Raw genomic sequence first — 13,805 nt, forward strand, 5'->3', positions numbered from 1 at the left:
ACAGTTGTCCTGGACAAGAATTAACTTGCCAGCTTCCAGCGGAGAGTATGACTTCTCCCTTTTCCGGTTTTGATACTGATCACTTTACCGTTTGATTCCATCTGGCATAATAAATAACGCATGCTGTAGATACTGATATCCATCTCATTGGCTATTTCTCGCGTTGTCAGCCATACCTCATCATCCAGTTCGCTTTTTCGTAACCGTTTTTTGGTCAAGCGTTTTATACTTTGTAAAGCTCGCTCTTTATCATCGAGCTGTCTCTCCATATCACCGGACAACGTGGTTTTCCATATTAGCTGATCTTCATCCGCATCACGTTCGTGATTATTAACAACCTCAGCATATTTATCAGAAACCGATTTGGTACCCAGCCACGAAACGAAATCACTGTATCTGGTGATATTGACTTTCCGCATAATCGAGCGTCGATAGCCACTGAGCGCCTTAATACTACAGCCCATTTTGCGAGAAATTTCATCGTGGCCTAAGCCCTGGCTCAAATAGCCTAGCATTAGCTGTTCACGCCATGTCAACTGGTAGGGGCCAGGACATTTATTACAATTTGGTTTACGTAAGTCCGGAGGCCCGCACATGAGATCGGCGAAAAACAGCATGAACAGCTTTCGCCGGATGGTCGCCACTGAGTTCCTCATCGCGAGAACTGAACTAACAACCGGGCAATGAAAGTTTTTATCATAGTGTTCACTACGTGGATAAACGCTTAACCACTTTTTCTTGGGGAGCTTAAATTTATAGTCATTGTGGGCGCGAAATCGTTGACAATCGACCCAGTCAAAGGCTTTTTCCCCAGGAGATTGCACTTGCACAATGAGATCGGCTTCCTGCAATTTTTTGACTAAGGATACGGTAATATTGCCGCTAAACTCATCCTCAAATAACTCCTCAAGGAGAAAAACCCCCCCTGAGAAAAATAATTATTCTCAGTTGCCACATAAACCGGCAAATAGGTACCTCTGGTGTCATCCATCATATTTCCTCCTCTTTCCCGAACAATTAATATCTCTACATAAATAAACACTAAAATAATTATACAATTGATGCCCCACTCACTCTCTCGGCCATGCGAGCTATATTTTAAAAGTAACGTAAATTTTTACTGAAATTATTTACATTGCATGCAATTCAATTACCCGGATGCGCCAATGTTCAATATAATTCCCGTATTTTCGAGGATCGCCATACTCATCAACCTTAACGGCTAACTCTGCTTCACCATGAAGACGAATATCCTTCACCACAATCTGAAGCCATTCAGGAAGATCGGACAACTTTTCCTGTAATACCAGACCCGTCAGATCGGTGTCCGCAATCACGGTACCATCTGACAGACGGCGATTGACCGAAATGGTTAGCGCCGCTTCAGAGTGCTCATCCTCGAACAGCGGCTCACCCGCATGGATGACTTTATACCAGGCCTGCTCACCCGCAGTTTGTATGCCCTCCTCCTGGCGAAATTTCTCCAGCCATGCGTTATCCCGCGCTTCCTTTTGCTGCTTGATCTTGTGCATCGCAACCTCGACTCGCTGATTGGCGCGGTTAAGATGGCGCTCAAATTCCTCCTGAGATAACCGGCGTTCGCCGCGTATCGTTTCGCTAATGCCGGCCAGAAAGGCCGCCTTATCAACATGAACATCTTGTTCATTCCGCTGTTCGAGTACGCCCAAAATGTCAAACCCCATCGCCATCCCGGCGGCAAAATCGGCCAGTTCATCGTCGGTTGCCGGCAGTGCGGGATGCTGTGCTTGCTTAAGGCTCGATTGCAATTTTCTGGTTACTACTTGCCACTGCGCATTTTTCTCTTCCAGCTGATTGGCACGCACGGTGAGCGCCTGGAGCTCCTGTTGTTGCTTGCCATTGTTCTCCATTGCCGCGGCGAGCTGTTCAGAAGCCGCCTGGAGGGCAACGAACTGCTGCTGTACTTCACGGTGTCGCAAAGCGAGTTGAGCCTTCAATCTCTCTACCTCATTGCGCGATAGCTGGAAATTTTCGCGTAAATCAATCTCTGCGGGACTCAGTGACGCATGTTGCCTTAACGCCTTAAACCAGCGCCCCAAAATCTGGGGATCGGGTAAAGAGGGATTCTTACTGGCCCCAGCCACTAACTTGTCCCGGTCTTCCGCTACCGTTGGCGCCTGCTTATCCGTCGGTTTAGAAGGCGTAATCGCAGGTGATGTCATTCGCTTATCGGCGGCAACAGCCGGTGGTACTCTTTTTTTTCTTGTTGCCGCCGGAGGCGGAGCTTTAGATTTCTCACCGGGCAGCGATCGCTGTACAGCAGATTTTTGACGCGGCGCAGAAGATTTGTCTTCCTCCGCTTGTGGCTGAGACGGGGATGTAATGGCTTTATTTTCATCATTGCGTGACGTCCATTCACGAGCATAGTTCAACACATCCGCCCGTGAAGATGAAATCAAAACGATACCCATCATCAGGACCAAAACGTTCCCTGCTCTACGATCCATTAAATATTCTCACCCGTTGGCTTCACGGCGAGGCTATTGAGCATTTCGGCGCGGACCTCCGAGCATAATTTTACCGCCTGAAACTTATACAAAGCGTCAATGGCATTACGCGTTTCAGGATTAACGGAACTTCGTACGTTGGTATAGCCGGAAGCGCCGAGCATCACTCGCTCAAAGCGAGACTTGAGCTCGACATGTTTAATAGGGTTAATCGACTCCAGCGCCCTGAGTTCTTTTTCGCACTGCACCATATCCAACTCCCCGTCTGAAGTCGTGGGGGGATCCACGGATTCCATGGAAGAGGTAACCTGTGACGGAATGTTTTTTGCGACGCAACCCGTTAAAAATGTACCTGCGATGATCGCTGCTATACATCCTGATTTAAACATTATTTAATGCACTCCAGTATATGACTTATTAATGTCTTCTTTCCTGAAAATAAAGCAACAGGAAGCAAGCAGATTCTTATAAAGAACATTCAAATCGTTATTTGACCCATGAATAAATAGCAGCCCAGAAAAGTTAACCAACTGACATTTTGCGTAAAGCAGTAATAACTCATCAGCCCGGGTTTTAATCATATTCCAGAAGAAAAGTGGTGACGCATTCAAAATCTCCCTCTCTGACCAGATGATGTACTGGTGCGGAAATAAAGGCCTGAAAATTTAAAAAAGTATCTCCCGCCTTCAATGCTGCCGGCCGCATAGGGACATTGGGTTTTACCGGCGTACCGTTCTCATCTTCCAGCGCAATGGCAATACCACTCGCCGTTCCGCTGACGGCGAATAGCCCTGGCTGAGCGCTATCCTCAGTTCCCATAAAGGTTACGGTCACCGTGTCGCCCAGCGAGAGATCGCACTCCGTCAACCAGATTGAAAAACGCTCGCGTTCGCTGCGGGGATATTTCATAAATGTCTTAGAAGGCACGTTACGAAAATCGACAATCTGATCTTCCGAATCCACGTGTAATTCACAAGGGTCGGCAATCAGATTCCCGGAGAAATGAACGTCAGTATCGGCATGAGTGACCGACACACCAGCCAGCAAAAGCAGCAGAGGAAAGCTTGCCAGGCTGAGTACGCACACGATATTTTTTTTCATTATTCGTACTCCAGGCCGATATTCACCACGCTGCGCCATTCATTAGCCATCAGCGGCGCGGGAAGACGCCATAGCTGTGCCTGCACCACCAAATCGTTGCGTCCCGGATAGAGAATCTGCGGTCGACTCTGGATCGCGGGTCGTAAGAGTTCTCCCTGTCGGTCGCTAAGGCGCAACGCGACCCCTTCTACGCCACCATGCACCCGGAAAAAGCGGTCATCCATCGGTTCTGCTTCCCCATAGATAGTCAGTCTTACCGCAGACTGTCCGTTTAACATCGTGGCGCCGCGCATCATTTGGCGATCGCGCATAAACGAGTATTCTCCCGGGCAACGATCTAATTTGATGTACACCAGTACTGATGGCGTAACGCTACCCGGCCGTTCCAGTCCCCAGGCAACGGTGCTGCCCAAATCGATCTCTTGTTCTGCCGACTCAGGCAGCAGCGCGCACGGTGACGCAACAAGCGTTCCGCTTGCGCGAATGCCGCCATTCAGGCCATCGGTATCCCAGTTAGCGGCGCTCGCCGCGGAAACGACTCCAGCCATCAAAAGCCACAACATGAGGGTGGTATGACCAAATCCTTGTTTCATCAGGCTTCTCCTGTGTTCAGCTTCGGCGTCCATCAGCTTGCCGGGGTATCCGCAGCCCGGCAGATGTTACCGCTGCAGCTAAACCGCAGGGTTGGCTTACCGCCGAAGTCGTTAATCGTGGTGACATGCGGCACGGTATAGTGCGCGCTATTGACCATCGAGGTGGACTTCGGCGGTACCATCACCGTTTGAAATCCGCTGGCCACCGCCACTTTCGGCGCAGCGGTAATCCCGATCACCGTCATGTAATAGGGCGTCGGGTTTTCTACCCGATAACCGCCGTTCACTTTATGCAGCACCAGTTGGTTATCCCAGCGGCTATACTTCTCCGGCAGAATGGCTTTGGGGCGATAGAACAATTTTATTTTGGTGTGTAACGCCAGCTGCATCACGTTGGGTCGCTCGCTTTTTGGCGGCACCTCGCGCACGTTGAAATAAAAAATGCTCTCTCTGTCCTGAGGTAACATCGCGGCATCCGGCATGGCGTTGATACGCATCATGCTCTTCCCTTTCGCTTCAAGACGCTGCAGCGGCGGAACAACCACCAGAGGACCGCTGATTTTTTTCCCGTGTTCATCCTCAATCCATCCCTGCGCCAGGTACGGCATTGACGTACTGTCGTTAGTAATACTCAGGGAAATGCTCTTTTCCGAACCGGGGAAAATCGCCCGCGTTCTGTCCAGCGCAATCGCTGCCCCGGCTTCGTTAACCAGACCTGCCGCCAGGCTTGCCAGCACTATCGTCATCGCTATCTTTTTGCTTTTCATTACATCACCATTCACTTTCTCAGCCGCGAGTGACCGGCTTGCACGGCAGCAATAGCTGCTGTGCAGGGATAACCCGTGGCAGTACGACTTCACACTGAGCGGAACCACTCCAGTGCACGGTTAAGCGTTCATCCGGATTTACGCCGGTCAACCAGGCCAGTCCGCTGTCGCTGACCATCCCCAGTTCGCGATCTTTTGCGTTATGTACCGTGGCGCCGAATGGCGGATGGCGCCCATCTTCCTGGCTGAGGATGGCCACGACCTTAGAGCCTTTCAGCACATCAAAACGACGGAACCCGATGGCCCCTTCAGTCAGGGCGAGTTCAACAACCGGCGTTCCGCCAGACTCGACATCGTCTGGCAGACGATTAACGTCAATCTCAGCGCGGGTTCGATAGTAATTTGGCACCCCAGGGATTACCGCGATGCCAAAAGCATTGGTATGGCCCTGAAAGCCCACCGGAACACCGCTTACCCCATCAGTACTGACCATCAGACGAGTCCCACCCTGTACCCCACCAGGGTGCAGCGCCACACCTTCAGCGGTCGCGGTCATACCGCCGCTGGCGGAAATACCAAACGAGGAGTACTGGCTTTGCGCCCAGTTAAAGTTGGTGGTGACATCCGCCATATTGCCCAGGTGCGAGTAGTACCCGCTCATCTGGCTGCGAGTTCCTTCCCCACCGCCGACGCTGTTGCCGGCGTTGATGCTGTAATAGTCGTTGTTATCCAGCCTTTGGCTCCAGCTGGCATTTTGTGTATAGCGGTCGCGGCTCATGCTGCCGTTATAGCCAACGGTTCCCGATCCAAACGGCATCGTCAGTGAGATATAGGCGCTGTCGTCCTTACGCCCGTTAAATTCACTGCGGGCGGCGTTGAGGGACAACGACAGATGCCGCCAGTCACCGAGGTCAAAATATTTATTCAGCGACACGCTGTAGCGATCGGTTGCCGGGCGGTTCCAGTAAGTCTGATGCGACCAGTTGATGTGCGTCGACAGGCGCAGGTCTGCGAAATTTTTGGTCGCCTGGAGGGTATAAAGCTCTTTGCTATTCCCGACGTAGCCTTCCCGATAGCGCATATCCAGATATTCACCCATGGTGAGATAGTTGCGCTCAGAAAAACGGTAGCCGGCAAACGTCACTTCACTATTGATTTCATCAAAACGTTTGGAGTAGCTCAGGCGCCAGGATCGCCCTTGCCTGTTTTTATCATCCGGGAAACGCGCGCTGGCATGAGTCACGTCAGCAGAAAGTGTCCCGAAGGCGTTCATATCACGACCCGCCCCCACCGCCAGGCTGTTGTAGTCCTGGGAAAAAATGCCACCTCCGTACAGTGACCACGCGTTGGTAAGCCCCCACGAGAGCTCACCTGTGGCGAAGTATGGTCCCTGAGTGCTGTGGTTATAATCGCGCGGACGACCGGTGGTCATTTTATAACGCAGCTGGCCGGGGCGCGTCAGATAAGGAACCTGAGCCGTTTCAACCGAGAATGTCTGCACGGAGCCATCCTGCTCTTCAACGCGAACATCCAGACGTCCGGTCAGGGCGCTGTTGAGTTCCTGAATACGAAACGGGCCAGCGGCAACCGTCGTTTCATAGATGACTCGACCCTGTTGGCTGACCGTCACTTTGGCGTTGGTACGGGCAATGCCGGAGACTTCAGGCGCGTAGCCTCGAAGTTTAGGCGGCAGCTGGCTTTCATCGCTCGCCAGCGACAAACCGGTATAGCGCCAGGAGTCAAAGAGATCGGAAGAGAGATAATCCTCACCAACGGTGAGTTTCGACATCATTCCAGGTAACGCGCGATAGGCGTAGAAACGACTCCAGTCAAAATTACGTGAATTTTTATCCGCGCGTCCGGTCGTATTGTAATAGCTCCCCTGATAATCCCCCCTCAGGCGCCAGGCACCCAGGTTAACGCCTGTTGTACCACTGATACTGGCACTCTGGCTCTGATTACCCTGACGAGGCCAGGTGACGTTGGTATTCAGGTTATAGTCAACCAACATCCCGGGGATGCCCTCTTCCCAGCGGGAAACAGGCAGCCACGAAGCATCCTGATATTCCAGCCAGGCCTGGGGGACCGCAATTTGCAGGGAAGATTCTGACAGATCGCCGCGCAGGACGACGCCTTCAAGAGCGGAAAAATCAGCGCAACGCCCCTCGTCGAGCCACTTAATCATGTTGAGCGCGTCATCCCGCAGACCGAGAAGTTCGACCTGCGCAGGCGTCAGACAGGTTTCTACAACCACCCCATCGTCACGGGTTCTTTCAATAAAAGAAATTTCCTGGTCAGAAATACCGTGCTCATTTAAACGCATGCTGAGCGTATAGGTTCCGGGCATAATATAGCCGGCCCGGGAAAAGCGCGATAAGTCGATATTTTCCCGGTCTTCCGAGTCCAGAATATCAATATTAAATTCTACCGCCACTACCGGTGATGTAGAACCCAAAATGGCAATAGCAATGTAAATACCCAGACGTCGCAGGTAAAAAGCTGGTGGTCTGCTTTTTTTCATTTTTTAAAATCCATTTATTGCCTGGTAGAATTCACCGGCGGGAAGTGTCAATCCCGGAAATAATTTAGATGAGAGGCTCATCTGTTTTTATCATTCATATTTCCCGCTACTGATAGGTCACCATGAAACGAATAATTCCGTACCAGTCGCCTTCTGACAACGTTTTTCCACCGCGCACTAACGATAATAAATAACGTAATTCATTATTTTCATTTTGGATCATGACGGCAGGCATCGGTATTCCATCACGCGCCACATCGCCAGCCTGATTGTGGATACGCAGTCCAAGCCCCTGCGCCTCGCCATTGACTTTAAAAATATCCGGGCGGAATATCTCCGTTTCGCCACTAAAGGTAATATTTACGCTTTGCCATAAACCGCCGCGAATCCGTTCCAGTGAGCAATTCACCAGCCGAACCGCAAAAGGTTTGATGACCGCTTTGCCTTCCTGATTAAGATCGCTATACGAGATCACGCCGAATGGAATCTCCTGCCAGATATCGTCGGTATGAATAGAACAGGCCGACTCCTGAATTTGACCATTCATTGTAACCAGGCCCCGCCCCTGGTCGGATGCCTGAGACAGCGGTGATATGCCTAATAACAAACTCAACATCAGAGAACGCGATATATTTACCATGACTGTGCTCCTGAATATCGGGCTGCAAATGCAGCCCGAATAAAGCTACATGAGAACAGGACTCACCTTATTCATAAGCCAGGGTAAAGTTGGTCACTGCTTCAAAATCACCCGGAGTGACGTTGGTTACGGTAGAGATTTTTTCGAGGTAAGCGCTGAAGTTTAGGGTATTGTCGCCAATGCCCAGGCCGCGACCGCTAGTAGGTACCAATAAAGTCACGGGTTGACCAGAACCATCTTCAATACGCACGCCGGCGCCAGCGGCCTGACCGGAAATAGCCAACATGGTCATATCTCCTGGGACATTACCGCCAGCAAAGGTCACTTTAACGGTGTTATACATCGGGTCGCCGTTTGAATCCTTCTCGAAGGAGCAGTTTTCCAGCTCGATGTCGAACGGACGAGGAGTGGAAATACCGCCGTTATCTAAATGAGTATTGGAAATCTGACCCAGTTCAATACGCTGATCGCCGTAACCATTTTTGATTGAGCATGGTGCATCAATAATGGAACCCCAGAAAGTCACCTTGCCGCTTCCCTGATCGGCCTGAGCTGCGAAAGAGGCGACACCCATAGTGAGAACAACAGCAGATGCAATTTTGCTAATTTTCATAATACATTCCGTTATATTAAAAGTTACTGGATAACCATCCTGAAAATAACATCAGAAGATAATAACGCATATTTATGCTGACAAAATACCGCTATATCCTCTTGAGTTATGTGTATTCCTGACAGCGAAATCATACTAACTTGAAAAAGCTTACAATTGAACATATGCATCTACCAAATGGGTAATTACGAGCTAATAATTTCATTAAAAAATAATTTGCAGGATAAAATCTCGCAAAAGCAGTTTAATACGACAATGTATGTAAAAATATTACCAATAATTTAAAAAAATATATGCACAACTTAAAAAAATTTCATCGACAGCATCACGCAATTAAAAAAACCATGTATTTCATACAATTGCAAAAGATCGATGTGCTTGTGAAATATTAGGACTCATCCGTAAGAAAATTCCTAATACATATTGTAGGAAGCGAAGTTTAAAAGCTGAAAAATCCTATGAAAGGGCAGGGTTTCTTTATAGAGAGGAGCGCGGAGAGGCTATATTTTACCAGTTGGTCAAAATTCCCTCTGCGGAAGAAATAACCTTATAGGGATGTTGGTCATGCGATCATGATCCACAGCAATATCTTATGCGGTATCTTGCAGGGTTAGAGGAAAGGAATAACCAGGTAGCCGACTCGCTGCCGTAGTGAATCGTCAGGGTGATATCGCAGGCCAGAGAAAACCGCATACCCCTACAGCAAGAGGTGTTATTTTGCCTGTTCCTTGTTATTCTGCTGAATTGTTGTCCAGGTGATTATCATTCAGCGTGGTGATTTTTCAGACGCTGCCCTGGCGCTTGCCGACTCACACTCCAGACCAAAAACGCGGAGAGCGGCAACCCCATTCACACCTGCCCTGCAGGTGTTTTTTCCACAGGGAGATTAACCGTGAGATTTGCATCAGTGCCTTTCAATCAAAATCAGGTGGGATGGCCGCTTAATGAAGAAGATCTTTATCGACAGCCCTCGCTGAGCGGAGACATTAAAGCTGACTGGGTGATTATCGGCTCCGGCTATGCCGGCGTAAGCTTTGCCCGCAGGCTGGCCAGCCTCAATCCGCAGCTGAACATCGTGCTCATCGACGCCGAATGCGCCGCGACCAGCTCCTCGGCGCGAAATTCCGGCTTTATCATCGGCCTGCCGCACAATATCGGCAGCTCTACCGCCGAGCTGAAAAAAGCGCAGGATTACCGCGCCCTGCTCCAGGAGGGGATCCGCCTGCTCGATGAAACGGTGACCGAGCACCAGATTGCCTGCGAATGGGAAAACGTCGGGAAATACCACTGCCAGATAGATCCGTCCAGCGAAGCCATTATGCAGGAGTATGTGGATAACCTGCAGCTGATGCAGGAGCCTTACAGCCTGCTGGACGGCGAAGCGCTGTACCAGAAGCTGGGAACCCGCCTCTACAGCAAAGGTATTTACACCCCCGGCTGTATTCTGGTGAACCCGGCGAAACTGATTGCGGGCCTCGCGCGTCATCTGCCGGAAAACGTCACGGTTTACCATCAAACCCCGGCGCTGGCTATGCGTCAGGAAAACGGCGGCGTCAGGGTGACGACGCTGCAGGGCACGATCCGCGCCGACCAGGCGATGCTGGCGACCAACGCGCTCTCGCGCGAACTCTCGCCCACCGTGAGCCGCCAGGCGTCAATGGCGACCTACGCCAGCATTACCGCCCCGCTCACCCCTGAACAGCGCCAGCGTCTGCCGGCAATGGAAAGCTGGGGATTAACGCCGGTCAACGCGATCGCCGGCGCCACGCTACGCTATACCCACGATCATCGTTTTCTGGTCCGCCAGCATGTCGATCCGGCATTGCGGGGAGTGATTACCGCCGGACAGACCGCCAGCGCCGCGCGCCAGCATCTGGCGCTGTTCCACGCGGCCTATCCGCAGCTGCAGGATGTGCCGCTGGAGCGAACCTGGTCCGGGACCATCAGCGTCACCCGCAACGGCGCGCCGGTCTGGGGGCGTCTTGCGCCACAGATCTGGACCGCCGGGGGCTGTAACGGCGCCGGCGTATCTAAACAGACTATCGCCGGGACGCTGCTTGCCGATCTGGCGATGGGCCAGGACAACCCGCTGATCGCCGCGATGCAGTCGCTCGGCCAGGCGAACGTTATGCCGCCTTCGCCATTCCTCGATATCGGGGTGGCGGGCGCATTATGGAAAGAGCGTTATGTGGGGCGCAAAGAGATGCCCGCGTAGTCGCTGTCTGACAGGTTTCACTGCCCGGGCGTGAAACCTGTTGTTTGGGCTACTCCGGGATCGCTTCCTCTTTACGCAGGGTCAGGACCTCGAATCCATCCGCGGTGACGGCGATGGTGTGCTCCCACTGCGCGGACAGTTTTTTATCGCGGGTGACCACCGTCCAGCCATCTTTTTTGGTTTTTATCCGGCTATCGCCCTGATTCACCATAGGTTCAATGGTAAACACCATCCCCTCCTTGAGCACGGCGCCGGTTCCGGGTATGCCGTAATGCAGCACCTGGGGATCTTCGTGCATCTCTCTGCCGACGCCGTGGCCGCAGTACTCCCTGACCACGCTGTAGCCGTTACCTTCGACATAAGTCTGGATCGCATGGCCGATATCGCCCAGCGTCGCGCCCGGCCTGACGACCTTGATCCCTTTCCACATCGCTTCGTAGGTTTTCTGCACCAGCCGACGGGCCAGCGGTGAAACCTCGCCAATCAGATACATTTTGCTGGAATCGGCAATCAGCCCCTCTTTTTCCAGCGTAATATCCACATTCACGATCATGCCGGATTTCAGATGCTCGCTCTCCTTTGGCATACCGTGACAAACCACTTCGTTGATCGACGTATTCAGCACGTAGGGGAAATCATACTGCCCTTTGCTGGCCGGGCGCGAATGCAGATCGTTGACGATAAAATCCTCTACCCGGTTGTTGATGGCCATGGTGGAGATACCGGGCTGAATAAAGGTATCCAGCATGTCGAAAACCGAGGCCAGCAGCTCACCTGCGCGGCGCTGTCTGGCCAGCTCGTCCGCGGTCTTAATGGGAATTGATAGCATTGATCACCTCCAGCAAGCGGTCAGAGCCGGACTTGAGCATCATCAGCTTAATTTGCTGATGGTTAAGTTCGGGATAGAGCTCGCTCATCATACCCAGACGGATCCAGTACTCCGCCTGCGCGTTGACCGAACGCGACATCGCCTTGCTGGCGTCACGAATATCGTCGTGCAGCAGGTCGGAAATTTTTACAATGCCCATTTATACGTACCGTAACAATTTATATATGTTTCGTATATTACGCCTCCCCGCTCAAGCAGACAACGTTTGCCGTCAGAAAGCAGAAAACGGGGTTGCGGTTTTTGTCGCCCGCGCTACGGCTGGTTAAGGTTCAGAGCCACTATCTGGATGTTCCGAGGTTCAACAACGGTGCCTTTCGTCGTCACAAATGCATTGTGGACGACGTCCCCGCTCTCTTTATCCACCAGCGCAATATGCGGTTCATCATGCAGGATATTTTTATGCCCCCACGCCATCAGGGAAAACAGGATCGGCGCCAGGCTGCGGCTTTTTGGCGTAAGGATATACTCATAACGTTCGCGCACGCCTTCTTCCTGATAAGGCGTTTTGCTCAGTAAACCCAGTTCCGTCATTTTCTTTAACCGGTTTGCCAGCGTCTGCTTAGGCATTTTTGTATGCGAGCGAATCGTTTCAAAGCGCGTCACGCCGTAGAAAGCCTCTCTTAAAATCAACAAAACCCACCTATCTCCCAGGATTTCCGCTGCCGCAGAAAGCCCGCAAAGCTCCGGTAATAGGTAGGCAACTGAATTATTTTTTGACATGTCCGCTTTCGCTCTTTAATCTGAGTATGAATTTTAGACCTAGCTTACCAAGGAGAATACAATGCCCTTCGTCAATGTACAAACCATTAAAGGAATAATGAACCCGGAGCAAAAAAAAGAGCTTTTACGCCGCATGACCGATCTGATTGTCGAAATTGAAGGGAAAGGCGATCCTGAGTTCCGCCGTTCAGTCTGGGTTCGCATTGATGAGCATGAGCCGGAACAGTGGAGTCTGGGCGGCATACAGCCCACGGCTGAAGCGATCGCGGCAAAATTTTCGTCTGCTCAATAACTCTGCAAGGTAGCGTATTTATCGATTTACGCCTCGCCCTGTCGCCGAAATGCCAGCAGCGAGGCCCTGCTTTCACCACAATGCCGGCAACAAGTCCAGCGTGTCAGCTACCAGCGCCCGCCTGTCGTTGCCCGGCTTCCAGATAGTGACCATCGTTTGGCCGATCCCCTGATTGCCGACTTCGGTGCGCAAGGTTGTGACGTTTTTCCAGCGCGCCGCATTCATGTGCGTCGGCAAGAATCCCCAGCCGCAGCCCTGTTCAAGCAGGCCACGCAGCATCTCCAGGTCGTTGGTGAAGATGGTATGTCCTGAAATTTGCAGACGGCGGGCCACGGGCTCGTCAGTATCCGGGTGCATAATCACCTGCGGCGCCAGCGAAAGTTCCAGCAGGGATAGCGGTTGTTTAGCGCCGGGAAAAAGCGCTTCGGCGGCGTAAAAATCCATCTCGATTGCCCCTAAGGCGCGCCACTCCATAGCGTCTCCCACGCTACGATGGCGCGCCTGGCAGATCCCCAGGTCGGCCTGCCCGCTCGCCAGCAGCTTTTCCGCCTCGTCGCGCGACGCGTTTATCAGACTCAGACGAACGTTGCGCTGGGCCATAGCGCTAATCAGCCCCTGCAGCAGCGTTCTGGGGGTAAAGGGATCGTAGACCAGGGTCATGTCCTGCGTGGCGCTGTTCGGCACCGCCCTGGCAAACGCTTCAAACGCTTTCACCTGGCGCATCAGCAGGTGCGCCTGCCGCTGCAGCTGCTCACCTTCCGGCGTCAGGCGCAGGCTTCGCCCTTCGCGCAGGAACAGCGCATACCCCAGGCCATCTTCGAGGAACTCAATTAAATCGCGCAGCGTCGTCCGGTCCTTGCCCAGCTGGCGCGCCGCTTTCGCCAGGCTTTTGCACTCAACCACGGCGGTGAAGGCCTCCAGCTGGGCAAAAGAATATATCAGGCTCGGCATACGGCCCTCCATTCAGT

At 52.1% G+C, this 13,805-nt stretch carries 15 protein-coding genes; 2 read left to right on the forward strand and 13 right to left on the reverse strand.

The window, feature by feature from the left end; translation table 11 throughout:
* Nucleotides 1–20: 20 nt before the first annotated feature.
* From ABLV30_RS16190 to ABLV30_RS16230, 9 genes are all read right to left on the reverse strand, one after another.
* Entirely contained in the window at nucleotides 21–830 is an 810-nt protein-coding gene (locus tag ABLV30_RS16190; RefSeq protein WP_348865627.1) for a LuxR C-terminal-related transcriptional regulator, read from the reverse strand.
* Nucleotides 831–1,130: 300 nt separating this feature from the next.
* On the reverse strand, nucleotides 1,131–2,453 hold the full coding sequence (locus tag ABLV30_RS16195; RefSeq protein ID WP_227636513.1) for an FKBP-type peptidyl-prolyl cis-trans isomerase N-terminal domain-containing protein: 1,323 nt from the start codon (nucleotides 2,451–2,453) through the stop codon (nucleotides 1,131–1,133).
* A gap of 32 nt (nucleotides 2,454–2,485) precedes the next feature.
* On the reverse strand, nucleotides 2,486–2,875 hold the full coding sequence (locus tag ABLV30_RS16200) for a hypothetical protein (RefSeq protein WP_025106308.1): 390 nt from the start codon (nucleotides 2,873–2,875) through the stop codon (nucleotides 2,486–2,488).
* Nucleotides 2,876–3,059: 184 nt separating this feature from the next.
* Nucleotides 3,060–3,587: a fimbrial protein gene (locus ABLV30_RS16205; RefSeq protein ID WP_047723937.1), complete on the reverse strand. Its 528-nt coding sequence runs from the start codon at nucleotides 3,585–3,587 to the stop codon at nucleotides 3,060–3,062.
* Nucleotides 3,587–4,180, reverse strand: coding sequence for a fimbrial protein (locus tag ABLV30_RS16210; protein WP_046877956.1), 594 nt, complete (start codon nucleotides 4,178–4,180; stop codon nucleotides 3,587–3,589). Before ABLV30_RS16210 ends, ABLV30_RS16205 begins: the two co-directional genes overlap by 1 nt.
* Nucleotides 4,181–4,212: 32 nt before the next feature.
* A complete protein-coding gene (locus tag ABLV30_RS16215; protein ID WP_025106305.1) occupies nucleotides 4,213–4,947 on the reverse strand; it encodes a fimbria/pilus periplasmic chaperone in 735 nt (244 codons plus the stop codon).
* Nucleotides 4,948–4,966: 19 nt separating this feature from the next.
* Nucleotides 4,967–7,468 carry a fimbria/pilus outer membrane usher protein gene (locus ABLV30_RS16220; protein ID WP_048262851.1) on the reverse strand — a complete coding sequence of 834 codons (2,502 nt, stop codon included), beginning with the start codon at nucleotides 7,466–7,468 and terminating at the stop codon, nucleotides 4,967–4,969.
* 106 nt (nucleotides 7,469–7,574) lie between these two features.
* Nucleotides 7,575–8,108 (reverse strand): fimbrial protein, encoded by a 534-nt coding sequence (locus ABLV30_RS16225; protein WP_025106303.1) that lies wholly within the window; start codon nucleotides 8,106–8,108, stop codon nucleotides 7,575–7,577.
* A gap of 67 nt (nucleotides 8,109–8,175) precedes the next feature.
* Nucleotides 8,176–8,721 (reverse strand): fimbrial protein, encoded by a 546-nt coding sequence (locus ABLV30_RS16230; RefSeq protein ID WP_025106302.1) that lies wholly within the window; start codon nucleotides 8,719–8,721, stop codon nucleotides 8,176–8,178.
* A gap of 892 nt (nucleotides 8,722–9,613) precedes the next feature.
* On the opposite strand from ABLV30_RS16230, the gene ABLV30_RS16235 reads away from it, so the two are divergent.
* The gene (locus ABLV30_RS16235; RefSeq protein ID WP_047723801.1) at nucleotides 9,614–10,936 is read left to right on the forward strand and encodes an FAD-binding oxidoreductase; all 1,323 of its coding nucleotides are present in this window, start codon (nucleotides 9,614–9,616) and stop codon (nucleotides 10,934–10,936) included.
* A 49-nt stretch (nucleotides 10,937–10,985) separates the two neighbouring features.
* Here the strand turns inward: ABLV30_RS16235 and map are convergent, their stop codons facing one another.
* The 3 genes from map to ABLV30_RS16250 form a co-directional block, all read right to left on the reverse strand.
* Nucleotides 10,986–11,765, reverse strand: a complete 780-nt coding sequence (map, locus tag ABLV30_RS16240; RefSeq protein ID WP_046877961.1) for a type I methionyl aminopeptidase — start codon at nucleotides 11,763–11,765, stop codon at nucleotides 10,986–10,988.
* On the reverse strand, nucleotides 11,746–11,964 hold the full coding sequence (locus tag ABLV30_RS16245; protein ID WP_004102160.1) for a ParD-like family protein: 219 nt from the start codon (nucleotides 11,962–11,964) through the stop codon (nucleotides 11,746–11,748). Before ABLV30_RS16245 ends, map begins: the two co-directional genes overlap by 20 nt.
* 113 nt (nucleotides 11,965–12,077) lie before the next feature.
* On the reverse strand, nucleotides 12,078–12,545 hold the full coding sequence (locus tag ABLV30_RS16250) for a helix-turn-helix domain-containing protein (RefSeq protein ID WP_014229412.1): 468 nt from the start codon (nucleotides 12,543–12,545) through the stop codon (nucleotides 12,078–12,080).
* Nucleotides 12,546–12,606: 61 nt separating this feature from the next.
* On the opposite strand from ABLV30_RS16250, the gene ABLV30_RS16255 reads away from it, so the two are divergent.
* Complete coding sequence (locus ABLV30_RS16255) at nucleotides 12,607–12,837, forward strand: tautomerase family protein (RefSeq protein WP_014229413.1); 231 nt, start codon at nucleotides 12,607–12,609, stop codon at nucleotides 12,835–12,837.
* Nucleotides 12,838–12,909: 72 nt separating this feature from the next.
* Here ABLV30_RS16255 and ABLV30_RS16260 read toward each other — a convergent pair whose 3' ends face one another.
* Nucleotides 12,910–13,788 carry a LysR family transcriptional regulator gene (locus tag ABLV30_RS16260; protein WP_025106299.1) on the reverse strand — a complete coding sequence of 293 codons (879 nt, stop codon included), beginning with the start codon at nucleotides 13,786–13,788 and terminating at the stop codon, nucleotides 12,910–12,912.
* Between the last annotated feature and the right edge of the window lie 17 nt (nucleotides 13,789–13,805).

Origin of the sequence: Klebsiella sp. CN_Kp113 (assembly GCF_040064585.1) — a bacterium.
Lineage (GTDB): Bacteria > Pseudomonadota > Gammaproteobacteria > Enterobacterales > Enterobacteriaceae > Klebsiella > Klebsiella michiganensis.